This is a genomic window from Escherichia sp. E2562, assembly GCF_005781075.1.
Taxonomy (GTDB): Bacteria; Pseudomonadota; Gammaproteobacteria; order Enterobacterales; family Enterobacteriaceae; genus Escherichia.
The window spans coordinates 145,141-169,331 of record NZ_VATM01000003.1 but is presented as its reverse complement, the minus strand read 5'-3'; the positions used below and the strand labels follow the sequence as shown (position 1 = coordinate 169,331).

At 54.1% G+C, this 24,191-nt stretch carries 19 protein-coding genes; 4 read left to right on the top strand and 15 right to left on the bottom strand.

What is annotated here, in order from left to right; translation table 11 throughout:
- Positions 1-116: 116 nt before the first annotated feature.
- A complete protein-coding gene (gene folA, locus FEK43_RS04695; protein ID WP_130204869.1) occupies positions 117-596 on the top strand; it encodes a type 3 dihydrofolate reductase in 480 nt (159 codons plus the stop codon).
- Between the two features lie 77 nt (positions 597-673).
- Here the strand turns inward: folA and apaH are convergent, their stop codons facing one another.
- The 6 genes from apaH to lptD are packed head-to-tail and all read right to left on the bottom strand — an operon-like array spanning position 674 to position 7,406.
- Positions 674-1,516, bottom strand: coding sequence for a bis(5'-nucleosyl)-tetraphosphatase (symmetrical) ApaH (apaH, locus tag FEK43_RS04690; protein WP_130204871.1), 843 nt, complete (start codon positions 1,514-1,516; stop codon positions 674-676).
- Between the two features lie 6 nt (positions 1,517-1,522).
- Complete coding sequence (apaG, locus tag FEK43_RS04685; protein ID WP_130204873.1) at positions 1,523-1,900, bottom strand: Co2+/Mg2+ efflux protein ApaG; 378 nt, start codon at positions 1,898-1,900, stop codon at positions 1,523-1,525.
- 2 nt (positions 1,901-1,902) lie between these two features.
- Positions 1,903-2,724: a 16S rRNA (adenine(1518)-N(6)/adenine(1519)-N(6))-dimethyltransferase RsmA gene (gene rsmA, locus FEK43_RS04680; protein WP_130204875.1), complete on the bottom strand. Its 822-nt coding sequence runs from the start codon at positions 2,722-2,724 to the stop codon at positions 1,903-1,905.
- Positions 2,721-3,710 (bottom strand): 4-hydroxythreonine-4-phosphate dehydrogenase PdxA, encoded by a 990-nt coding sequence (gene pdxA, locus FEK43_RS04675; RefSeq protein ID WP_135406045.1) that lies wholly within the window; start codon positions 3,708-3,710, stop codon positions 2,721-2,723. The genes rsmA and pdxA overlap by 4 nt, the downstream gene beginning before the upstream one ends.
- Complete coding sequence (gene surA / locus FEK43_RS04670; protein ID WP_105289210.1) at positions 3,710-4,996, bottom strand: peptidylprolyl isomerase SurA; 1,287 nt, start codon at positions 4,994-4,996, stop codon at positions 3,710-3,712. The genes pdxA and surA overlap by 1 nt, the downstream gene beginning before the upstream one ends.
- Positions 4,997-5,048: 52 nt before the next feature.
- Positions 5,049-7,406, bottom strand: a complete 2,358-nt coding sequence (gene lptD / locus FEK43_RS04665; RefSeq protein ID WP_130204879.1) for an LPS assembly protein LptD — start codon at positions 7,404-7,406, stop codon at positions 5,049-5,051.
- A 254-nt stretch (positions 7,407-7,660) separates the two neighbouring features.
- Between lptD and djlA the strand changes: the two genes are divergently transcribed.
- On the top strand, positions 7,661-8,476 hold the full coding sequence (gene djlA / locus FEK43_RS04660) for a co-chaperone DjlA (protein WP_130204881.1): 816 nt from the start codon (positions 7,661-7,663) through the stop codon (positions 8,474-8,476).
- A gap of 117 nt (positions 8,477-8,593) precedes the next feature.
- On the opposite strand, the gene rluA is transcribed toward djlA, so the two are convergent.
- From rluA to araB, 6 genes are all read right to left on the bottom strand, one after another.
- Positions 8,594-9,253, bottom strand: a complete 660-nt coding sequence (rluA, locus tag FEK43_RS04655) for a bifunctional tRNA pseudouridine(32) synthase/23S rRNA pseudouridine(746) synthase RluA (protein ID WP_000525176.1) — start codon at positions 9,251-9,253, stop codon at positions 8,594-8,596.
- Positions 9,254-9,264: 11 nt separating this feature from the next.
- A complete protein-coding gene (rapA, locus tag FEK43_RS04650; protein ID WP_001117011.1) occupies positions 9,265-12,171 on the bottom strand; it encodes an RNA polymerase-associated protein RapA in 2,907 nt (968 codons plus the stop codon).
- Between the two features lie 163 nt (positions 12,172-12,334).
- The gene (gene polB / locus FEK43_RS04645) at positions 12,335-14,686 is read right to left on the bottom strand and encodes a DNA polymerase II (protein ID WP_135406046.1); all 2,352 of its coding nucleotides are present in this window, start codon (positions 14,684-14,686) and stop codon (positions 12,335-12,337) included.
- 74 nt (positions 14,687-14,760) lie between these two features.
- Positions 14,761-15,456, bottom strand: a complete 696-nt coding sequence (gene araD / locus FEK43_RS04640; RefSeq protein WP_130204885.1) for an L-ribulose-5-phosphate 4-epimerase — start codon at positions 15,454-15,456, stop codon at positions 14,761-14,763.
- A 114-nt stretch (positions 15,457-15,570) separates the two neighbouring features.
- Complete coding sequence (araA, locus tag FEK43_RS04635) at positions 15,571-17,073, bottom strand: L-arabinose isomerase (protein ID WP_000151750.1); 1,503 nt, start codon at positions 17,071-17,073, stop codon at positions 15,571-15,573.
- Between the two features lie 10 nt (positions 17,074-17,083).
- The gene (gene araB / locus FEK43_RS04630; protein ID WP_131161258.1) at positions 17,084-18,784 is read right to left on the bottom strand and encodes a ribulokinase; all 1,701 of its coding nucleotides are present in this window, start codon (positions 18,782-18,784) and stop codon (positions 17,084-17,086) included.
- A gap of 338 nt (positions 18,785-19,122) precedes the next feature.
- Here araB and araC point away from each other — a divergent pair, with 338 nt between their 5' ends.
- Positions 19,123-20,001, top strand: coding sequence for an arabinose operon transcriptional regulator AraC (gene araC, locus FEK43_RS04625; protein ID WP_130205064.1), 879 nt, complete (start codon positions 19,123-19,125; stop codon positions 19,999-20,001).
- Positions 20,002-20,086: 85 nt separating this feature from the next.
- Positions 20,087-20,851 (top strand): DedA family protein, encoded by a 765-nt coding sequence (locus FEK43_RS04620; protein ID WP_130217442.1) that lies wholly within the window; start codon positions 20,087-20,089, stop codon positions 20,849-20,851.
- Between the two features lie 76 nt (positions 20,852-20,927).
- Here the strand turns inward: FEK43_RS04620 and thiQ are convergent, their stop codons facing one another.
- The 3 genes from thiQ to thiB are packed head-to-tail and all read right to left on the bottom strand — an operon-like array spanning position 20,928 to position 24,179.
- Positions 20,928-21,626, bottom strand: a complete 699-nt coding sequence (gene thiQ, locus FEK43_RS04615; RefSeq protein ID WP_135406047.1) for a thiamine ABC transporter ATP-binding protein ThiQ — start codon at positions 21,624-21,626, stop codon at positions 20,928-20,930.
- Positions 21,610-23,220 (bottom strand): thiamine/thiamine pyrophosphate ABC transporter permease ThiP, encoded by a 1,611-nt coding sequence (thiP, locus tag FEK43_RS04610; protein ID WP_135406048.1) that lies wholly within the window; start codon positions 23,218-23,220, stop codon positions 21,610-21,612. Before thiP ends, thiQ begins: the two co-directional genes overlap by 17 nt.
- Positions 23,196-24,179, bottom strand: a complete 984-nt coding sequence (gene thiB / locus FEK43_RS04605; RefSeq protein WP_135406049.1) for a thiamine ABC transporter substrate binding subunit — start codon at positions 24,177-24,179, stop codon at positions 23,196-23,198. The genes thiP and thiB overlap by 25 nt, the downstream gene beginning before the upstream one ends.
- Between the last annotated feature and the right edge of the window lie 12 nt (positions 24,180-24,191).

Genomic DNA, 24,191 nt, shown 5'->3' with positions numbered 1-24,191 from the left:
CAGATTATGGACTCGCCAGCAAAATAAAAATTTTCCTCAACATCATCCTCTCGCCAGTCGACGAAGGTTTACGCTTTACGTATAGTGACGACAATTTTTTTTATCGGGAAATTTCAATGATCAGTTTGATTGCGGCGCTAGCGGTAGATCGCGTTATTGGCATGGAAAACGCCATGCCGTGGAATCTGCCTGCCGATCTCGCCTGGTTTAAACGCAACACCTTAAATAAACCTGTGATTATGGGCCGCCATACCTGGGAATCCATCGGTCGCCCGCTACCTGGACGCAAAAATATTGTCATCAGCAGCCAGCCGGGTACGGACGATCGCGTAACGTGGGTGAAGTCGGTGGATGAAGCCATTGCGGCGTGTGGTGACGTACCAGAAATTATGGTGATTGGCGGCGGTCGCGTTTATGAGCAGTTCCTGCCGAAAGCGCAAAAACTGTATTTGACGCATATCGACGCGGAAGTGGAAGGCGACACCCATTTCCCGGATTATGAGCCGGATGACTGGGAATCGGTGTTCAGCGAATTCCACGACGCTGATGCGCAGAACTCTCACAGCTATTGCTTTGAGATTCTGGAGCGGCGGTAATTTTGTATAGAATTTACGGCTAGTGCCGGATTCGACGTCGGTCGCGTCTTATCCGGCCTTCCTGTATCAGGCTGTGTTTAAGACGCCGCCGCTTCGCCCAAATCCTTATGCCGGTTCGACGGCTGGACAAAATACTGTTTATCTTCCCAGCGCAGGCAGGTTAATGTACCCCCCCAGCAGCAGCCGGTATCCAGCGCGTAAATACCTTCCGGCGTACCTTTGCCTTCCAGCGATGCCCAGTGACCAAAGGCGATGCTGTACTCTTCAGCGACAGGGCCAGGAATCGCAAACCACGGTTTCAGCGGGGCAGGGGCTTCTTCCGGCGATTCTTTGCTGTACATATCCAGTTGACCGTTTGGAAAGCAAAAGCGCATACGGGTAAAGGCGTTGGTGATAAAACGTAATCGCGCCAGACCACGCAAATCTGGTGACCAGTTGTTCGGCATATCGCCGTACATGGCATCGAGGAAGAAGGGGTAAGAGTCGCTTGACAGTACCGCTTCTACGTCACGTGCGCACTCTTTCGCGGTCGGTAAGTCCCACTGCGGCGTGATCCCCGCGTGGGCCATCACCAGCTTTTTCTCTTCATCGATTTGCAACAAAGGCTGACGACGTAGCCAGTTAAGCAGTTCATCGGCATCAGGCGCTTCCAGTAGCGGCGTGAGACGATCTTTTGGTTTGTTGCGGCTTATGCCTGAAAACACGGCCAGCAGATGCAGATCGTGATTGCCCAGCACCAGACGTACGCTGTCGCCTAAGGATTTCACATAGCGCAGAACATCAAGCGAACCAGGACCGCGCGCAACCAGATCGCCCGTCAGCCAGAGAGTATCTTTCCCAGGGGTAAATTCCACTTTATGCAGCAATGCGATCAGTTCATCGTAACAGCCATGAACATCGCCAATAAGGTATGTCGCCATAATTTTTTAATGAATGAATATTGGAACGGCGAGTCGGAATACGGGAATGTCGATGATAAAGGGAACGCCGTTCTCATCAATCATTTCGTAGTGACCCTGCATGGTGCCCAGCGGCGTTTCGATAATCGCGCCGCTGGTATACTGGTACTCTTCGCCAGGCGCGATATGCGGTTGGACGCCCACCACACCTTCGCCCTGGACTTCTGTTTCACGGCCATTGCCGTTAGTGATCAGCCAGTAACGCCCCAACAACTGCACTGGCGCTCGCCCCAGGTTGCGTATGGTTACGGTATAAGAAAAAACGTAACGTTCATTATCAGGTGAAGATTGTGCCTCAATATAGACGCTTTGAACCTGAATACACACTCGGGGCGAATTGATCATCGTTAACTCTCCTGCAAAGGCGCATTCTCCGCCAGATAGTTCGCCATCTGGCAATATTGCGCGACAGAGATATTTTCCGCTCGCATCGCTGGGTCGATCCCCATTCCCGTTAACACATCGGCGCTAAACAAGTTGCCGAGGCTATTACGAATGGTTTTACGACGCTGGTTAAAGGCTTCAGTGGTGATACGACTCAGCACGCGAATATCTTTAACCGGATAAGGCATCGTCGTGTGCGGAACCAGACGTACGACGGCGGAATCCACTTTGGGTGGTGGTGTAAAGGCTGATGGCGGCACTTCCAGCACCGGGATCACGTTGCAATAGTATTGCGCCATGACGCTTAATCGACCATACGCCTTGCTGTTCGGTCCTGCAACCAGACGATTCACCACCTCTTTTTGCAACATAAAGTGCATGTCGGCAATGGCATCAGTATAGCTAAACAGATGGAACATTAACGGCGTGGAAATGTTATACGGCAGGTTGCCGAAAACACGCAGCGGCTGGCCCATTTTCTCTGCCAGTTCACCGAAGTTGAAGGTCATCGCATCCTGCTGATAAATCGTCAGTTTCGGGCCTAAGAACGGATGCGTTTGCAGGCGCGCTGCCAGATCACGGTCAAGTTCGATGACTGTCAGCTGGTCCAGTCGTTCGCCAACCGGTTCGGTTAAAGCTGCCAGACCGGGGCCGATTTCGACCATTGCCTGGCCCTTTTGCGGGTTAATGGCAGAAACAATACTGTCGATCACGAACTGATCGTTGAGAAAGTTTTGCCCGAAGCGTTTACGGGCTAAATGGCCCTGGTGGACTCGATTATTCATTGGGTATTAACAATCATTTTGATGGCGAGATTAAGCGCCGTAATAAAACTGCCGACATCGGCTTTGCCACGTCCCGCCAGTTCAAGCGCGGTGCCGTGGTCCACTGATGTGCGAATAAAGGGCAGGCCCAGCGTAATGTTCACACCGCGCCCGAAGCCCTGGTATTTTAGCACGGGAAGACCCTGATCGTGGTACATCGCCAGCACGGCGTCGGCGTTGTCGAGATATTTCGGCTGAAACAGGGTATCGGCAGGCAACGGCCCGTTGAGTTTCATCCCCTGTGCCCGCAGTTCGTCGAGAACGGGAATGATGGTGTCTATCTCTTCCGTGCCCATATGACCGCCTTCGCCCGCGTGCGGATTCAGGCCACAGACCAGAATGCGCGGTTCGGCAATACCAAATTTGGTTCGCAAATCGTGATGCAAAATAGCAATCACTTCGTGCAGAAGCGCAGGGGTGATGGCGTCAGCAATATCGCGCAGCGGTAAATGCGTTGTTGCCAGCGCCACGCGAAGTTCTTCGGTTGCCAGCATCATCACCACTTTTTTCGCCTGCGAACGCTCTTCGAAAAACTCGGTATGACCGCTAAACGGAATGCCTGCGTCGTTGATAACGCCTTTATGCACCGGACCTGTGATCAGCGCGGCAAATTCGCCGTTAAGGCAACCGTCGCACGCGCGTGCCAGCGTCTCCACCACATAATGCCCATTCTCAACTGCTAATTGTCCCGCTGTGGCAGGTACACGTAGTGCAATGGGAAGTAGCGTCAGCGTTCCCGCAGTTTGCGGTTGCGCAGGGGAGTTGGGGGAATAAGGGCGGAGGTTAAGCGGCAAACCGAGCATCGCTGCCCGGTCGGTAAGGAGAGTGGCATCGGCACAAACAACCAGTTCTACCGGCCACTCTCGTTGTGCAAGCTGGACAACTAAGTCCGGGCCAATCCCGGCGGGTTCGCCGGGAGTGATCACAACACGTTGGGGTTTAACCATTAGTTGCTCAAAATTTTCACATAAGCGCTGGCGCGTTGTTCCTGCATCCAGCTTGCTGCTTCTTCCGAGAACTTACGGTTCATCAGCATGCGGTATGCACGATCTTTTTGCGCCGCATCGGTTTTATCGACGTTACGGGTGTCCAGCAGTTCGATTAAATGCCAGCCGAATGAAGAGTGAACCGGTGCACTCATTTGACCTTTATTCATGCGGGTCAACGCATCACGGAAGGCTGGATCGAAAATATCTGGCGTAGCCCAACCGAGATCGCCGCCCTGATTTGCAGAGCCAGGATCCTGAGAGAACTCTTTTGCTGCGGCAGCAAATGTGGTTTTACCGCTCTTGATATCCGCAGCAATTTGTTCCAGTTTCACGCGGGCCTGTTCGTCAGTCATGATAGGCGACGGTTTCAGCAGAATATGGCGAGCATGAACTTCGGTCACCGAGATATTTTTGCTTTCGCCGCGCAGGTCGTTAACTTTCAGAATGTGGAAGCCAACGCCGGAACGAATAGGGCCAACAATGTCGCCTTTCTTCGCGGTGCTTAATGCCTGGGCGAAGATCCCCGGCAGCTCCTGAATGCGACCCCAGCCCATTTGGCCGCCGTTCAGCGCTTGCTGATCGGCAGAGTGAGCGATAGCCAGTTTGCCGAAGTCTGCACCGTTACGTGCCTGATCGACAATGGCACGCGCCTGAGTTTCCGCCTCATTCACTTGTTCAGAAGACGGGTTTTCCGGCAGTGGGATCAGGATGTGGCTTAAGTTCAGTTCAGTGCTGGCATCATTTTGATTACCGACTTGCTGCGCCAGAGCTTCAACTTCCTGTGGCAGGATAGTGATGCGACGACGCACTTCGTTGTTGCGCACTTCCGAGATAATCATCTCTTTGCGGATCTGATTACGATAGGTGTTGTAGTTCAAACCATCGTAAGCCAGACGGCTGCGCATCTGATCCAGCGTCATGTTGTTCTGTTTGGCAATGTTGGCAATCGCCTGATCAAGCTGCTCATCGGAGATTTTAACCCCCATTTTCTGCCCCATCTGCAGGAGGATTTGATCCATGATCAAACGTTCCATGATTTGGTGGCGCAGCGTAGCGTCATCAGGAAGTTGCTGCCTTGCCTGGGCAGCGTTCATTTTTACCGACTGCATTAATCCATCAACGTCGCTTTCCAGCACGACGCCGTTATTGACGACGGCTGCGACTTTATCGACTACCTGGGGGGCAGCGAAACTGGTATTCGCAATCATGGCGATACCGAGAAGCAGCGTTTTCCAGTTCTTCATACTTTTTCCATTTCAATTAACCGCACTGCGGATTACGTGGTAAATCAACAAATCACAAAGAGTTTTGATACGGCAGAATGTTCGAACGCAGCATCTCTTGCGTACCCAGACCGTAGTTGGAACTCAGGCCGCGAAGTTCGATGTTAAAGCCGATTGCGTTGTCATATATCGCATGTTGTTTATCGTTATCCCAACCGTTCAGCTTACGCTCATAACCGACGCGGATCGCATAGCAGCAGGAGCTGTATTGCACACCTAACATTGAGTCGGCTTGCTTGTTCGCGTTGGTGTCGTAGTAGTACGCCCCGACAATCGACCAACGATCGGCGATTGGCCAGCTAGCGACTGCACCCACCTGCGAAATGCCATTCTTATACTGCTCGGCAGTGGAATAGTATTTAGGCAGCGTAGCCTGAATATATTCCGGGCTGGCGTAGCGGTAGTTCAGCTGTACCAGACGGTCTTCATCCCGACGGTATTCAATGCTGGTGTTGCTGGTGGCTACGTTATCCAGACGAGTATCGTACTGAATGCCGCCACGCAATCCCCAGCGTTCGGAGATGCGCCAGTAGGTATCGCCTGCCCATACCAGTGAGCCCGTTTTGTCGTCATTCTCCCATGTTATGTTGTCATCGCCGGTGCGAGACTCCGTGAAATAGTAGATTTGACCAACGGAAATATTAAAACGTTCAACGGCTGCATCATCATATACGCGAGTTGTGATACCGGTCGTGACCTGGTTCGCGGAAGCAATACGGTCAAGACCGCCATAAGTCCGGTCCCGGAACAGGCCCGAGTAGTCGGATTGCAGCAATGAGGAGTCATAGTTATAGATGTCGCTCTGATCGCGATACGGCACATACAGGTATTGTGCGCGCGGCTCCAGCGTCTGGGTGTAACCCGGCGCCAGCATTTCCATATCACGTTCGAAGACCATTTTGCCGTCAACTTTAAATTGCGGCATTACGCGGTTAACAGAATCTGCCAACTTATTGTTTTGTGGGTTGCTGTTATACCAGTCGAGATTGGTCTGCTGATAATGGGTAGCCAGCAGCTTCGCTTCGGTATTGATACTGCCCCAGGTGTTAGATAACGGCAGGTTGATCGTCGGCTCCAGATGAACGCGAGTAGCCTCCGGCATATTGCTGTTTGTATTAACAAAATGCACTGCCTGACCATAAATACGGGTATCAAACGGGCCGAGATCGTTATGGTAGTAGTTGACGTCTAACTGTGGTTCAGCGGCATAGCTGTTGCCACTGGTATCATCAAAAACCTGGAATTGTTTCGTCGAAAGCGTGGCGTCAAAGTTCTGCACCGCATAGCCCACGCTGAATTTTTGCGTGGCGTAACCATCGGTACTGGAACCATATTTATTATCAAAATCATTGAAATAGGTCGGGTCGCTGACTTTGGTGTAGTCGATGTTAAAGCGCCAAACTTGGTCCATCACTCCGGAGTGTTGCCAGTAGAACAACCAACGGCGTGAATTGCTATCTTCTGGATGTTCATCTTCATAGACTTTATCCGAAGGCAGATAGTCCAGTTCCATCAAGCCTGCGCCGGCCTGGGTGAGATAACGGAATTCGTTTTCCCACATAATGTTGCCACGACGATGCATATAATGCGGCGTGATGGTGGCATCCATATTTGGCGCGATGTTCCAGTAATACGGCAGGTAGAACTCAAAGTAGTTGGTGGTGGTGTACTTGGCGTTCGGGATCAAGAAACCAGAACGGCGTTTGTCACCCACCGGCAACTGTAAATAGGGGCTGTAAAAGATCGGAACCGGACCCACTTTAAAACGGGCGTTCCAGATCTCCGCGACTTGTTCTTCGCGGTCATGAATAATTTCGCTACCCACCACGCTCCAGGTATCAGAACCCGGCAGACAGGAGGTAAAAGTACCGTTATCCAGGATGGTGTAGCGGTTTTCGCCACGCTGTTTCATCAGGTCTGCTTTACCGCGCCCCTGACGCCCCACCATCTGATAATCACCTTCCCAGACGTTGGTGTCTTTGGTGTTCAGATTCGTCCAGCCTTTTGGCCCTTTGAGGATCACCTGGTTATCGTCGTAATGGACATTACCGAGCGCATCGACGGTACGTATCGGCTCCGGTTGTCCTGGCGCCTCTTTTTGATGAAGCTGTACTTCATCGGCCTGCAGACGGCTGTTACCCTGCATGATATCCACGCTGCCGCTAAACACGGCGTCATCGGGGTAGTTCCCCTTTGCATGGTCAGCATTAATCGTCACGGGTAGGTCATTGGTATCGCCCTGTACCAGAGGACGGTCATAGCTTGGCACGCCCAACATGCACTGTGAGGCGAGGTCGGCTGCCAGTCCCTGTTGACTATAAAGGGCGGTGGCAATCATGGTGGCCAGGAGAGTGGGGATACGTTTTTTCATACGTTGATTTTATTGTTCCATCATCGGTAACGTTGCGCGTGACAAACGGTCAGAGACTAACGTACTCGTCATCTCTACGCTAGTGTTAATCCTGTCCGAATAGCGTCTGTGGTGTTAGGCACGGCATTGAATGACAGGTATGATAATGCAAATTATAGGCGATGTCCCACAATTGACCGCAGCCGGAAAACGGTAAAAGCACCTTTATATTGTGGGAGATAGCGCTGGTTTCCGTAAGTCCATTTGGGGAATATATGCAGTATTGGGGAAAAATCATTGGCGTGGCCGTGGCCTTACTGATGGGCGGCGGCTTTTGGGGCGTAGTGTTAGGCCTGTTAATTGGCCATATGTTTGATAAAGCCCGTAGCCGCAAGATGGCGTGGTTCGCCAACCAGCGCGAGCGTCAGGCGCTGTTTTTTGCCACCACTTTTGAAGTGATGGGGCATTTAACCAAATCCAAAGGTCGCGTTACCGAGGCTGATATTCATATCGCCAGCCAGCTGATGGAGCGAATGAATCTGCATGGTGCTTCCCGTACTGCGGCGCAAAATGCGTTCCGGGTGGGAAAATCAGACAATTACCCACTGCGCGAAAAGATGCGTCAGTTCCGCAGTGTCTGCTTTGGTCGTTTTGACTTAATTCGCATGTTTCTGGAGATCCAGATTCAGGCGGCGTTTGCTGATGGTTCGCTGCATCCAAATGAGCGAGCGGTGCTGTATGTCATTGCTGAAGAATTAGGGATCTCCCGCGCCCAGTTTGATCAGTTTCTGCGCATGATGCAGGGCGGTGCACAGTTTGGCGGCGGTTATCAGCAGCAGTCCGGCGGTGGTAACTGGCAGCAAGCGCAGCGTGGCCCGACGCTGGAAGATGCCTGTAATGTGCTGGGCGTGAAGCCAACGGATGAGGCGACCACCATTAAACGCGCCTACCGTAAGCTGATGAGTGAACACCATCCGGATAAGCTGGTGGCGAAAGGTTTGCCGCCTGAGATGATGGAGATGGCGAAGCAGAAAGCACAGGAAATTCAGCAGGCGTATGAGCTGATTAAGCAGCAGAAAGGATTTAAATAAGTTTCAAAGTGTAGGCCTGATAAGACGCGGCCCGCGTCGCATCAGGCAATCGGCGCAAAATTGCCGGATGTGGCGTGAGCGCCTTCTCCGGCCTACCGAACTTCGCCAGCGTGACGATTAAAAATCCGCTGGCGCTTTAAACGTCATACTATTGCCATATGCCGGATGGGTAATCGTCAACATCTCTGCATGTAGCAACAAACGCGGTGCCATTGCTCTCGCTTCTGGTGAAGCATAAAAACGATCGCCGAGAATCGGATGACCCAGCGCCAGCATATGCACACGCAATTGATGTGAACGCCCGGTAATCGGCTTTAACACCACTCTTGCCGTGTTATCCGCCGCATACTCCACCACTTCATACTCCGTCTGCGCAGGTTTACCCGTTTCGTAACAGACTTTCTGTTTCGGGCGGTTTGGCCAGTCGCAAATCAGCGGCAGATCCACCAGACCTTCTGCGGGGGATGGATGCCCCCAGACGCGGGCCACATACTGCTTTTTCGGCTCGCGCTCGCGGAACTGGCGTTTTAATTCCCGCTCCGCGGCTTTGGTCAGCGCCACTACAATCACCCCGCTGGTAGCCATATCCAGACGATGCACCGATTCTGCCTGCGGATAATCACGCTGAATGCGCGTCATCACGCTGTCTTTGTGCTCTTCCAGACGACCCGGTACAGACAACAAACCGCTCGGCTTGTTGACCACCATAATGTGGTCATCCTGATACAGGATAACCAGCCAGGGTTCCTGCGGTGGATTGTAGTTTTCCATCCCCATTTTCGGCTCCGTTACTGATGCGTCACAACGATCAAACGCAGGGCATCCAGACGCCAGCCTGCCTGATCCAGGCTTTCCATTACCTGCTGACGGTTGCTTTCAATGGCGGTCAGTTCGTCGTCACGAATGTTCGGGTTCACTGCACGCAGCGCTTCCAGACGAGACAGCTCGGCAGACAGTTTTTCGTCGGCTTCGTTACGCGCCGCATCAATCAATGCACGGGCAGATTTCTCGATCTGCGCTTCACCCAGCTGAAGGATAGCGTGAACATCCTGCTGCACGGCGTTAACCAGTTTGCTGCCGGTGTGACGGTTAACCGCGTTAAGCTGACGGTTAAAGGTTTCAAACTCAACCTGTGCTGCCAGGTTGTTGCCGTTTTTATCCAGCAGCATACGTACCGGTGTCGGCGGCAGGAAGCGGTTAAGCTGCAACTGCTTCGGCGCCTGGGCTTCAACCACGTAAATCAGCTCTACCAACAGTGTACCTACCGGCAATGCTTTGTTTTTCAACAGTGAAATCGTGCTGCTACCAGTATCGCCAGAGAGGATCAGATCCAGACCGTTGCGGATCAGCGGATGCTCCCAGGTAATAAACTGCGCATCTTCACGCGCCAGCGCCACTTCACGATCAAAGGTGATGGTGATGCCATCTTCCGACAGGCCAGGGAAGTCCGGCACCAGCATATGATCGGACGGTGTCAGCACGATCATGTTGTCGCCGCGATCGTCCTGATTGATACCGATGATATCGAACAGGTTCATGGCGAAGGCGATCAGGTTGGTATCGTCATCCTGCTCTTCAATGCTTTCTGCCAGTGCCTGGGCTTTTTCGCCACCGTTGGAATGGATCTCGAGCAGGCGGTCACGACCCTGTTCCAGCTGTGCTTTCAGCGCTTCATGCTGCTCGCGGCAGTTTTTGATCAAATCGTCAAAGCCTTCGGTTTGATCCGGTGAAGCCAGATAGTTAATCAGATCGTTGTATACGCTATCGTAAATAGTGCGTCCGGTCGGGCAGGTGTGCTCGAATGCATCCAGACCTTCGTGATACCAGCGCACCAGTACCGACTGAGCGGTTTTTTCCAGATAAGGCACATGGATCTGAATATCGTGCGCCTGGCCGATACGATCCAGACGACCAATACGCTGCTCCAGCAGATCCGGGTTGAACGGCAGATCGAACATTACCATGTGGCTGGCGAACTGGAAGTTACGTCCTTCAGAACCGATTTCCGAGCACAGCAGTACCTGCGCACCGGTGTCTTCTTCAGCAAACCAGGCGGCAGCGCGGTCACGTTCGATAATCGACATGCCTTCGTGGAACACCGCGGCGCGAATACCTTCACGTTCGCGCAGTACCTGCTCCAGTTGCAGCGCAGTGGCCGCTTTGGCGCAGATCACCAGCACTTTCTGAGAGCGATGGCTGGTCAGGTAGCCCATCAGCCACTCAACGCGCGGATCGAAGTTCCACCAGGTGGCGTTATCACCTTCAAATTCCTGATAAATACGCTCCGGGTAGAGCATATCGCGAGCGCGATCTTCTGCACTTTTACGTGCGCCCATAATGCCGGAGACTTTAATAGCCGTCTGATACTGCGTCGGCAGCGGCAGCTTAATAGTGTGCAGCTCGCGTTTCGGGAAGCCTTTCACACCGTTACGCGTGTTACGGAACAGCACGCGGCTGGTGCCGTGGCGATCCATCAGCATCGAAACCAGTTCCTGACGGGCGCTCTGGGCATCTTCGCTGTCGCTGTTTGCTGCTTGCAACAGCGGCTCGATATCCTGTTCGCCGATCATCTCGCCGAGCATGTTCAGTTCGTCATTGCTCAGTTTGTTACCTGCCAGCAGCATGGCAACAGCGTCCGCAACCGGACGATAATTTTTCTGCTCTTCAACGAACTGCGCGAAATCGTGGAAACGGTTCGGGTCCAGCAGACGCAGACGGGCGAAGTGGCTTTCCATTCCCAGCTGTTCCGGGGTTGCGGTCAGCAGCAGAACGCCCGGCACGTGCTCTGCCAGTTGTTCAATAGCCTGATATTCGCGGCTCGGCGCGTCTTCGCTCCACACCAGGTGATGCGCTTCATCGACCACCAGCAGGTCCCATTCGGCTTCACAGAGGTGTTCCAGACGCTGTTTGCTACGACGGGCAAAATCCAGCGAGCAAATCACCAGCTGTTCGGTGTCGAACGGGTTGTAAGCATCGTGCTGAGCTTCGGCATAACGCTCATCATCAAATAGCGCAAAGCGCAGGTTGAAACGGCGCAGCATTTCCACCAGCCACTGATGCTGTAAAGTTTCCGGTACGATAATCAGCACACGTTCAGCAGCGCCAGAGAGCAACTGCTGATGCAGGATCATCCCGGCTTCAATGGTTTTCCCTAAACCCACTTCGTCAGCCAGCAGAACGCGCGGCGCATGGCGGCGACCAACATCATGAGCGATGTTGAGCTGGTGCGGGATCAGACTGGTACGCTGACCGCGCAGGCCGCTGTACGGCATACGGAACTGTTCGCTGGAATACTTACGCGCGCGATAACGCAGCGCAAAGCGGTCCATACGGTCAATCTGCCCGGCAAACAGACGGTCCTGCGGTTTGCTGAACACCAGTTTGCTATCAAGGAAAACTTCACGCAGGGCCACGCCGGACTCTTCAGTATCCAGGCGAGTACCGATATAGGTCAGCAAGCCATTTTCTTCTTTTACTTCTTCGACTTGCATCTGCCAGCCGTCATGGCTGGTAATGGTATCACCAGGGTTGAACATCACGCGGGTCACGGGGGAATCACTGCGTGCGTACAGACGGTTTTCACCAGTAGATGGGAAAAGTAATGTGACAGTTCGCGCATCCACCGCGACAACGGTTCCAAGTCCTAATTCGCTTTCTGTATCGCTGATCCAGCGTTGACCAAGTGTAAAAGGCATATGTGTTTGGCTCTATATCTTTAATTGCAGGCAATAACTACCCGCTACCAGGCTAATGTGGTAGTGGTGTTATTCAGGTCCAGGAATGGAAAGGGCGCTATGGTACTGGATGGCAAGGCATTCGTCACGCATCAAAATGGTATCTGACGAACTCTTTTTTTGCTCAAAATAGCCCAAGTTGCCCGGTCATAAGTGTAGCAAAATTATCCTCAATAAAGGGGAGTATTCCTTCCGCCACAGGTTGAAGCTGGCGGGTCAGATAGTGTTCGTAATCCAGCGGCGAACGTCGATAGTCCAGCGGCTCCGGGCCGTTGGTGGTCCATACGTACTTAATGGTGCCACGGTTCTGGTATTGCAAGGGGCGACCGCGTTTTTGGTTTTCTTCATCGGCAAGGCGTGCAGCGCGTACATGTGGCGGTACATTACGCTGATATTCGCTCAGCGGACGGCGAAGCCGTTTACGGTAAACCAGTTGCGCATCCAGTTCGCCCGCCATCAGTTTGTCGATAGTTTCACGCACGTACTCCTGATATGGCTCGTTGCGAAAGATGCGCAAGTACAGCTCCTGCTGAAACTGCTGGGCCAGCGGCGTCCAGTCGGTACGCACGGTTTCCAGCCCTTTAAATACCATCCGCTGTTTGTCGCCCTCCTGAATCAGCCCGGCATAACGCTTTTTACTGCCGGTATCGGCTCCACGAATGGTCGGCATCAGAAAACGGCAGTAATGGGTTTCATACTCCAGTTCCAGCGCACTGGTCAGCCGTTGTTTTTGCAGCGTTTCCGCCCACCAGGCGTTAACGTGCTGCACCAGTGCACGACCGATTTTCGCCGCCTCTTCTTCCGAATGTGCGCCTTTCAGCCAAACAAACGTTGAGTCGGTATCGCCGTAGATCACGTCGTAGCCCTGCGCTTCAATCAATGCTTTGGTTTGCCGCATGATCTGATGACCACGCATGGTGATCGACGACGCCAGGCGCGGATCGAAGAAGCGGCAGGCAGTGGTGCCAAGCACGCCATAAAAGGCATTCATAATGATCTTCAGCGCCTGCGACAGCGGCTTGTTGCCCTGACGTTTGGCTTCATCGCGCCCGTGCCAGATGTTAGTCACAATCTCCGGCAGGCAATGTTTTTCCCGCGAGAACCAGGCATCGAGAAAACCTTCGGTGCTGTGCTCTGGATCAGGCTGCGCCATGCCTTCTACCAGCCCGACGGGATCAATCAGAAAGGTGCGGATGATCGACGGGTACAGGCTTTTGTAGTCCAGTACCAGCACCGAATCATAAAGCCCTGGCCGCGAATCCATCACGTAGCCACCAGGGCTGGCGTGCGGCGGCACTTCGCCGAGATTAGGCGCGACATAACCCGCGCGGTGCATACGGGGAAAATAGAGATGACCAAACGCCGCCACCGATCCCCCGTGCCGATCTACCGGCAGGCCGTTCACCGTTGCTCGTTCGAGCAAAAACGGCATGATTTCTGTTTTATGGAAAATCTGCGTCACCAGTTCGCAATCTTTCAGGTTATAAGTCGCCAGCGCGGGTTTATCTTCGGCGAAACGACGGTCAATTTCGGCCATTCGATCCCACGGGTTATCGATAGATTTTCCTTCGCCTAATAGCTCCTGAGCGACAGTTTCCAGCGAGAATGAAGAGAAATTCCAGAACGCGGATTTCAGCGCCTCGATACCGTCGATAATTAGCCGACCTTTGGCCTGGGCGAAAAAGACGCCGTCTTTAAAGCCGTGCTCGCGCCACTCCAGCTCGCTGTTATCGCGCCCCAGACGCAGCGGAATACGGTAACGCTCGGCATGTTTTTGCAGCATTCGCAGATCGAACTGCACCACGTTCCAGCCGATGATCACATCGGGATCGTGATTTGCAAACCAGGCGTTAAGTTTTTCCAGCAGCTGCGGGCGGCTGGCGACGTATTCCAGTTCGAAATCGAGCGCGGAGGCATCGCCATTCTCTGGCCCCAGCATATAAACGATGCGCTGCCCGCAACCTTCCAGGCCGATGCAGTACAGCTCACCGTGGCGGGTAGTTTCAATATCAATAGAAACCCACTTGAGTGGCGGACGATAGTCGGGATTCGGTTTCAGACGGGCATTAACGATAGCGCCATTGCGCATATCTCCCTCGACCCACACCGGAGCGGTGATGAAGCGCTCCATCAGATAGCGTTCTGGCGGGCGCACATCGGCCTCGTAGACGGTAACGCCACCTTCACGCAGGCGCTTTTCGTAACTCATCAACTGGCGATGGGCGCGACAGTAAAGGCCATACACCGGCTGACGGTGAAAATCCTTTAACGCCAGCGGTGTCAGGCGAAAGCCTTGCTCACCCTGCAAAATATGCTGAGCGCGGGGAACCTGATCGGCGGGAATAAACGCCACGGACTCTTGCGGCGCAAGCGTAACGTGCAACGGCCCGTTGTCCGTTGCCAGCCAGAAAGAAACTTCGGTCCCTTGAGGGGTATCCCGCCAGTGTCGGGTTAAGATAAAACCTGCCTGCGCCACGCTGAAAATCCAATAAAAAACCAGGCTTGAGTATAGCCTGGTTTCGTTTGACTGGCTGTGGTTTTATACAGTCGTTACTGCCCGTAATACGCCTTTGCACCATGCTTACGCAGATAGTGTTTATCCAGCAAGGTTTGCTGCATATCAGGGAGCTGCGGGGCCAGCTGGCGGCAGAAAATCCCCATATAAGCGACCTCTTCCAGCACGATAGCGTTATGCACCGCATCTTCGGCGTTTTTACCCCACGCAAACGGACCGTGAGAATGGACCAGAACGCCGGGCATTTGCGCTGCATCGATACCCTGTTTTTCGAAGGTTTCTACGATGACGTTACCGGTTTCCCACTCATATTCGCCGTTGATTTCTGCGTCGGTCATTTTGCGGGTGCAGGGAATGGGACCGTAGAAATAGTCGGCGTGGGTGGTACCGGTTGCCGGAATTGACTGGCCCGCCTGCGCCCAGATGGTGGCGTGGCGCGAGTGCGTGTGCACAATGCCGCCAATGGACGGGAATGCCTGATAGAGCAGTCGGTGAGTTGGCGTGTCAGAGGAGGGCTTTTTCGTACCTTCAACCACTTCACCGGTTTCGATGCTGACCACGACCATATCGTCGGCGGTCATGATGTTGTAATCGACGCCGGAAGGTTTGATCACAAAGACGCCGCGCTCGCGATCAACGGCGCTGACGTTGCCCCAGGTCAGAGTGACCAGGTTGTGTTTTGGGAGCGCCAGGTTGGCTTCTAAAACCTGACGTTTGAGATCTTCTAACATGTTGACTCCTTCGTGCCGGATGCGCTTTGCTTATCCGGCCTACAAAATCGCAGCGCGTAGGCCTGATAAGACGCGCCAGCGTCGCATCAGGCGTTACATACCTGATGCGGCTACTTAGCGACGAAATCCGTAATACACTTCGTTCCAGCGCAGCGCGTCTTTAAACGCTGGCAGGCGGGTGTCGTTATCAATCACCGTGATTTCAATGTCGTGCATCTCGGCGAACTGGCGCATATCGTTAAGGTTCAGCGCATGGCTGAAGACGGTGTGGTGCGCACCACCAGCAAGGATCCACGCTTCGGAAGCGGTTGGCAGATCCGGTTGCGCTTTCCACAGTGCATTCGCCACCGGCAGTTTCGGCAGGGAGTGCGGTGTTTTCACCGTGTCGATGCAGTTAACCAGCAGACGATAACGATCGCCGAGATCAATCAGGCTGGCGACAATCGCCGGACCGGTTTGGGTATTGAAGATCAGGCGGGCAGGATCATCTTTACCACCAATACCGAGGTGCTGAACGTCGAGGATCGGTTTCTCTTCTACGGCGATCGACGGGCAGACTTCCAGCATGTGGGAGCCGAGCACCAGGTCATTACCTTTCTCGAAGTGATAGGTGTAGTCCTCCATAAAGGAGGTGCCGCCCTGCAGACCGGTTGACATCACCTTCATGATGCGAAGCAGGGCGGCAGTTTTCCAGTCGCCTTCGCCCGCAAAGCCGTAGCCTTGCTGCATCAGACGCTGTACGGCCAGGCCAGGAAGCTGTTTCAGACCGTGCAAATCTTCAAAGGTGGTGGTGAACGCGTGGAAGCCACCTTGTTCCAGGAAACGCTTCATCCCCAGCTCAATACGCGCCGCTTCCAGCACGTTCTGTCGTTTTTCGCCGTGGATTTGTGTGGCAGGTGTCATGGTGTAGCTGCTTTCGTACTCATCGACCAGCGCGTTAACATCGCCGTCGCTGATGGAGTTCACCACCTGCACCAGATCGCCAACTGCCCAGGTATTGACGGAGAAACCGAACTTGATCTGTGCGGCAACTTTATCGCCGTCAGTGACCGCCACTTCACGCATGTTATCGCCAAAACGGCAGACTTTCAGATGACGGGTATCCTGTTTAGATACCGCCTGACGCATCCAGGAGCCGATACGCTCATGTGCTTGTTTATCCTGCCAGTGACCGGTAACGACGGCATGTTGCTGACGCATACGCGCGCCGATGAAACCGAACTCGCGACCGCCATGTGCAGTCTGGTTCAGGTTCATAAAGTCCATGTCGATGCTGTCCCACGGTAGCGCCGCGTTAAACTGGGTGTGGAATTGCAGCAACGGTTTGTTGAGCATGGTCAGGCCGTTGATCCACATTTTGGCCGGGGAGAAGGTGTGCAGCCATACCACCAGACCCGCGCAACGATCGTCGTAATTGGCATCGCGGCAAATTGCGGTGATTTCGTCCGGCGTGGTACCCAGCGGTTTCAGCACCAGTTTGCAGGGCAGTTTCGCTTCCGTATTCAGCGCATTAACGACGTGCTCGGCATGTTGGGTGACCTGACGCAGGGTTTCCGGGCCATACAAATGCTGGCTGCCAATTACAAACCACACTTCATAATTATCAAAAATCGTCATTGTCGTGTCCTTATAGAGTCGGAACGGCCTGGGCAGCCTGTGCCGGGGCGGAAGTTGGAAGATAATGTTGTTCGGCGCTTATCGCCCATTGCTGATAGCGGCGATAAAGCTGTTCAAAGCGTTGTGCCTGTTCGGTACGTGGTTGCAGGGTTTTCTCTACCGCACTGGCCATTTTTTGCTGGGCTGATGGGATGTCGGCATGCACTTTTGCGGCGACGGCAGCAAAAATCGCCGCACCGAGCGCGCAACACTGATCAGAGGCAACAATTTGCAGCGGGCGATTCAGCACGTCGCAGCAGGCTTGCATAATCACCTGGTTTTTCCGCGCGATGCCGCCCAGCGCCATCACGTTGTTTACGGCGATCCCCTGGTTAGTGAAGCACTCCTGAATTGCGCGCGCGCCAAAAGCGGTAGCGGCAATTAAACCGCCGAACAGTAGCGGAGCGTCGGTAGCGAGGTTCAGGTCGGTAATCACCCCTTTCAGGCGTTGGTTAGCGTTTGGCGTGCGACGACCATTAAACCAGTCGAGTACCACAGGCAGGTGATCCAGAGACGGGTTTTGAGCCCATGCTTCGGTCAACGCCGGAAGCAGTTGTTTCTGGCTGGCGTTGATTTGCTCTTTCAGTTCCGGATGCTGGGCGGCAAGCTGTTCCAGCGGCCAGCCGAGTACGCGACCAAACCAGGCGTAGATATCACCAAATGCCGACTGACCAGCTTCAAGACCGATAAATCCAGGAACCACGCTGCCATCAACCTGACCGCAAATGCCTTTAACTGCCCGCTCGCCAACGCTCTGTTTGTCGGCAATCAGAATGTCGCAGGTGGAAGTACCGATAACTTTTACCAGTGCGTTAGGCTGTGCGCCTGCGCCGACTGCGCCCATATGGCAGTCAAACGCGCCGCCGGAAATCACCACGCTTTCAGGCAGACCGAGACGCTGCGCCCATTCCGGGCATAAGGTGCCCACCGGAATATCGGCAGTCCAGGTGTCAGTGAACAGCGGGGAAGGCAAATGGCGATTGAGGATCGGGTCCAGTTCGTCAAAGAAACTGGCTGGAGGTAAACCGCCCCAGCTTTCGTGCCACAGAGATTTATGCCCGGCGCTACAGCGTCCGCGGCGAATATCCTGCGGGCGTGTGGTGCCGGAGAGTAGGGCGGGTACCCAGTCGCACAGTTCAATCCACGATGCGGCAGATTGCGCCACGGCGCTATCCTGGCGAGTCACATGCAGGATTTTTGCCCAGAACCATTCGCTGGAATAAATACCGCCAATATAGCGAGAGTAGTCAGTTTTGCCCGGTGTATGACACAAGCGGGTGATCTCTTCCGCTTCTTCAACCGCCGTGTGGTCTTTCCACAAAACGAACATCGCGTTCGGGTTTTCGGCAAACTCCGGGCGCAGCGCAAGCACGTTGCCGTCGGCGTCGATTGGTGCAGGCGTGGAGCCGGTGGTGTCCACGCCAATCCCGACCACCGCTGCGCGCTGTTCGGCGCTAAGTTCTGCCAGCACGGTTTTCAGCGCCGCTTCCATTGACTCAATGTAGTCACGCGGGTGATGACGGAACTGGTTATTCGGGGCGTCACAAAATTGCCCTTCCTGCCAACGGGGATACCACTCTACGCTGGTGGCGATCTCTTCACCGGTGGCGCATTCCACCGCCAAAGCTCGCACAGAATCACTGCCAAAATCGAGGCCAATTGCAATCGCCATCGTTTCACTCCATCCAAAAAAACGGGTATGGAGAAACAGTAGAGAGTTGCGAAAAAAAGCGTCAGGCAGGATCCGCTAATCTTATGGATAAAAATGCTATTGCATAGCAAAGTGTGACGCCGTGCAAATAATCAATGTGGACTTTTCTGCCGTGATTATAGACACTTTTGTTACGCGTTTTTGTTATGGCTATTGCCCCCCTTTGTTACAAAATGCTTTTCACAAGCGGGGTTGCCGGTTGGATTAGCGAGAAGAGCCAGTAAAAGACGCAGTGACGGCAATGTCTGATGCAATATGGACAATTGGTTTCTTCTCTGAATGGCGGGAGTATGAAAAGTATGGCTGAAGCGCAAAATGATCCCTTGCTGCCGGGTTACTCGTTCAACGCCCATCTGGTGGCGGGTTTAACGCCGATTGAGGCCAACGGTTATCTCGATTTTTTTATCGACCGACCGCTGGGAATGAAAGGCTATATTCTCAATCTCACCATTCGCGGACAGGGCATAGTGAAAAACCAGGGGCGAGAATTTGTCTGCCGACCAGGCGATATTTTGCTATTCCCGCCGGGAGAAATTCATCACTACGGTCGTCATCCGGAGGCCCGCGAATGGTATCACCAGTGGGTTTACTTTCGCCCCCGCGCTTACTGGCACGAATGGCTTAACTGGCCGTCGATATTTGCCAATACCGGTTTCTTTCGCCCGAACGAAGCGCATCAGCCGCATTTCAGCGATTTGTTCGGGCAAATTATCAATGCCGGACAAGTGGAAGGGCGCTATTCGGAGTTGCTGGCGATAAATCTTCTTGAGCAATTGTTACTGCGGCGCATGGAAGTCATTAATGAGTCGCTACATCCGCCAATGGATAATCGGGTACGCGAGGCTTGTCAGTACATCAGCGATCACCTTGCGGACAGCAATTTTGATATCGCCAGTGTCGCACAGCATGTCTGCTTGTCTCCGTCGCGTCTGTCGCATCTGTTCCGCCAGCAATTAGGGATTAGTGTCTTAAGCTGGCGCGAAGATCAACGCATCAGTCAGGCGAAGCTGCTATTGAGCACGACTCGTATGCCTATCGCCACTGTCGGACGCAATGTTGGCTTTGACGATCAGCTCTATTTCTCGCGGGTATTTAAAAAATGTACAGGCGCCAGCCCGAGCGAGTTTCGTGCCGGTTGTGAAGAAAAAGTGAATGATGTAGCTCTCAGGTTGTCATAATTGGTAACGAATCAGACGATTGACGGCTTGACGGAGTAGCATTGGGTTTGCAGAATCCCTGCTTCGTCCATTTGACAGGCACATTATGCAAGCATTGCTGGAACATTTTATTACCCAATCCACTGTGTATTCATTGATGGCGGTGGTGTTGGTGGCCTTTCTGGAGTCACTGGCGCTGGTCGGTTTGATTCTGCCCGGTACGGTGCTGATGGCGGGGCTGGGGGCGCTGATAGGTAGCGGCGAGTTAAGTTTCTGGCACGCCTGGCTGGCGGGGATTGTTGGCTGCCTGATGGGCGACTGGATCTCCTTCTGGCTGGGCTGGCGGTTTAAAAAGCCGCTGCATCGCTGGTCATTTCTTAAGAAAAACAAAGCGTTACTCGATAAAACCGAGCATGCGCTGCATCAACACAGCATGTTTACCATTCTGGTCGGACGCTTTGTCGGGCCGACGCGCCCGCTAGTGCCAATGGTGGCGGGGATGCTGGATCTGCCTGTGGCGAAATTTATCACGCCAAATATTATCGGCTGCCTGTTATGGCCTCCGTTTTACTTCCTGCCGGGGATTCTGGCGGGCGCGGCGATCGATATTCCTGCCGGAATGCAGAGTGGCGAGTTTAAATGGTTGCTGCTGGCGACGGCGGTGTTTTTGTGGGTTGGCGGCTGGTTGTGCTGGCGATTATGGCGCAGCGGCAAGGTAACCGATCGTTTAAGTCATTATTTGTCGCGTGGTCATCTGCTGTGGCTGGCGCCGCTAATTTCTGGTGTTGGCGTGGTGGCGCTGGTGGTGTTAATTCGCCATCCGTTGATGCCGGTGTATATCGATATATTGCGTAAAGTGGTTGGGGTTTAGAGGATAGTCTTGTGCGGGGCGCCTGATGCGGACAAAACGTCGGATAAGGCGTTCACGCCGCATCCGACAGTGCATATTAACCTGTAATTCCCAACAGCGCCGAAGCACTCGCCTTACCACTCAACAACCCATCGGTCATACCCTGCCAGGCGATGCGCCCGTCGGCGACCACCACCGAGCGCGTGGCTATCCGCGCCGCATCTTCCACACTGTGCGACACCATCAATAACGTCATTTTTTGCTGCTGGCAGCTTGTACTGACCAGCGTCAACATCTCCTGACGTAACGCCGGATCGAGCGCAGAGAACGGTTCATCGAGCAATAAAATCGGCTGTTCGCGCACCAGGCAACGCGCCAGAGCCACGCGCTGCCGCTGACCGCCGGAAAGCTCGCCTGGCAACCGCGCCATTAAATTATCAATCCCCATCTGGCGTGCGATAGCATGCATTTTCTCCTGCTGTGCCGCGTTCAGCTTCAGTCCTGGATTAAGCCCCAGCCCGATGTTCTGCGCGACCGTCAGGTGACTGAACAGGTTGTTCTCCTGAAACAGCATCGATACCGGACGGCGTGACGGCGGCGTCGTGGTGTGATCAACGCCGTCGATAGTCAGCGAACCGCTGGCTGGCGTCAGAAAACCGGCGATCAAATTCAGTAGGGTACTTTTACCCGCGCCGCTTGGCCCGAGGATCGCCACCTGCTCGCCGCGTTCCACCGTTAAGCTAAAACGCATCGGCAAATGGTGGTAAAGCCAGGTGATATCAGTCAGTTTTAACATTTCGCCCCGGTATTTTTTCAATCACGGTAAACAGCAGAAAACAGAGCAGCAGCAGAATTAACGCGGTGACCGCGCCGTCCTGGCTGCGATAGGAGCCAATTTGCTGGTAGAGATAAAACGGCAGGGTGCGGAAATCATCGTTACCGAACAACGCCACCACGCCAAAATCACCAATCGATAGCACACAAGCAAAGGCCAGTGCCTGCGCCAGTGGGCGTTTCAGGGCGCGCAGCTCCACCACTTTTAAGCGTGACCAGCCTTCAATGCCCAGCGACTGACACAACATACTGTAACGCGCGGTGATATCGCGCATCGGGTTTTCCAGCACCTTCAGCGCATAAGGGATCGCCATTAACGCATTGGTGAAAATCACAATGCCGTCAGCAGATTGCGGCAGGCCGATAGTGTTGTTGAGCAGTAAAAAGAAGCCCGTAGCCAGCACAATCCCCGGCATGGCGAGGATCAACATGCCGCTCATCTCCAGCGCCTGACCGGCCAGCATTTTTTGCCGCGCCCGCAGTTCGCGACTGCTCCATAGCAGCATCATGGTCAGCACTACGCATAATACGCCTGCCGCCAGCGCAATACGCAACGAGGTCCACAGCGCCTGCCACAGCACCGGCTGCGCCAGCACTTCCGGCAACTGGCGATTTATCCCATCGACGAGCACCGCCAGTAACGGTGGCAGCAACAGCAGCAGCGCCAGCACAATTAACACCGTGTCGCAAATGCGGCTATGCAGACGATCGTCCGGGTCGCGCCAGCCTTGCAGCAGCGTGGTGCCGGGCGCAATGGCCTTACTCAATCGCTGACTCAGCAGCACCAGCCCAAGGCAACACACCATCTGGATCAGCGCCAGCATCGCCGCGCGGGCAGGATCGTAGTCGTAACTCAGCGCCTGATAAATAGCCAGCTCGATAGTGGTCGCCTGCGGACCGCCGCCCAGCGATAGCACGGTGGCGAAGCTGGCGAAACAGAGCATAAAGATAAGCGCAGTAACTGGCGGGATTTGTCGCCGTAACCACGGCCATTCGATGAAGCGGAAAAAATGCCAGCCGCGCATCCCAAGCTGGGCGGCAAGCTGACGTTGTTCGCCGGGAATGTTTTCCAGCGCCTGGAGTAATAAGCGGCTCGCCATCGGCAGATTAAAAAATACATGCGCCAGCAAAATACCTTGCAGGCCGTAGGGCGAAAAGGTCCACTCCAGACCAAGCGATTGGCTGAGTGCTGCCAGCCAGCCCTGGCGACCATAGACGCTAAGAATGCCGAAAACAGCAACCAGCACCGGGAGGATCAAGGTCATTGCGCACAGACGCAACAGCGCCAGCCGACCCGGAAAGCGCCTGCGATAGAGCGCGCGGGCGAGGAATATCGCGGGTACGACAGAGAGTAGCGCCGAGAGAAACGCCTGCCAGAAGGAGAAGCGCACCACATGCCACAGGTAGCTGTCCTGCCAGATTGCCACCCAGTCACCCTGCGGCGCGTTCCACCACAGGGCGAGAAACGCCGCCAGCGCAACCGCCACCACAAGCGTAGCGGCGCTTACACCTGGAATTAACCAGCCGGGAATTAACGGCTGACGGCGCGTTGCCATTCGCTAATCCATGCCTGACGTTGTGCCGCCACTTCGGCTGGCGTGAACTCCAGCGTGGTTGCCGGTTTGGTCAATTGTTCAAACCCGGCAGGCAGCGAGACATTTGCCACCGGATACATCCAGTTGCCGGTTGGGATCGCATTCTGGAAAGCCGGAGAAACCATAAACTGGAGGAATTTTTGCGCCAGCTCTGGCTGCTTGCTGGCAGCGGTGCGGGCGGCGACTTCCACTTGCAAATAGTGACCTTCGCTGAAGTTCGCGGTGGCGTAGTTATCTTTCTTCTCTTCGAGAATGTGATAAGCCGGAGAGGTGGTGTAACTCAGTACCAGATCGCTTTCACCTTTTAAAAACAGGCCGTAGGCTTCGCTCCAGCCTTTGGTGACCGTGACCGTTTTCTTCGCCAGTTTCTGCCAGGCTTGTGGGGCGTCATCGCCATAGACTTTTTGCATCCACAACAGCAGACCCAGTCCCGGCGTGCTGGTGCGCGGATCCTGATAAATCACCCGCCAGTTTTGATCGCTTTCAACCAGCTCTTTCAGGCTTTGCGGCGGATTTTTCAGTTTGTTCTTGTCATAGACGAAGGCGAAATAGCCGTAATCAAACGGTACGAAAGTGTCATTATTCCAGCCGCCGGGAACGTTAACGGCATCCGCTGCCACGCCGCTTTTGGCAAATAGTCCGGTTTTACTGGCGGCGTCTAACAGATTGTTATCCAGCCCCAGCACCACATCGGCTTTGCTGTTTTTGCCTTCCATCCGCAGACGGTTGAGAAGCGAAACGCCATCTTCCAGCGCCACCATTTTCAGTTCGCAATTACAGTCGGCTTCAAAGGCTTTTTTAACCACCGGACCTGGACCCCAGTCGGCGGCGAAGGAGTCGTAGGTGTAGACGGTCAGAACGGGTTTAGCGAAAACGGGCGCTGTGCACAGCAACAGCAGGGGCAGATATTTTTTTAACACTTTGCACCTCAA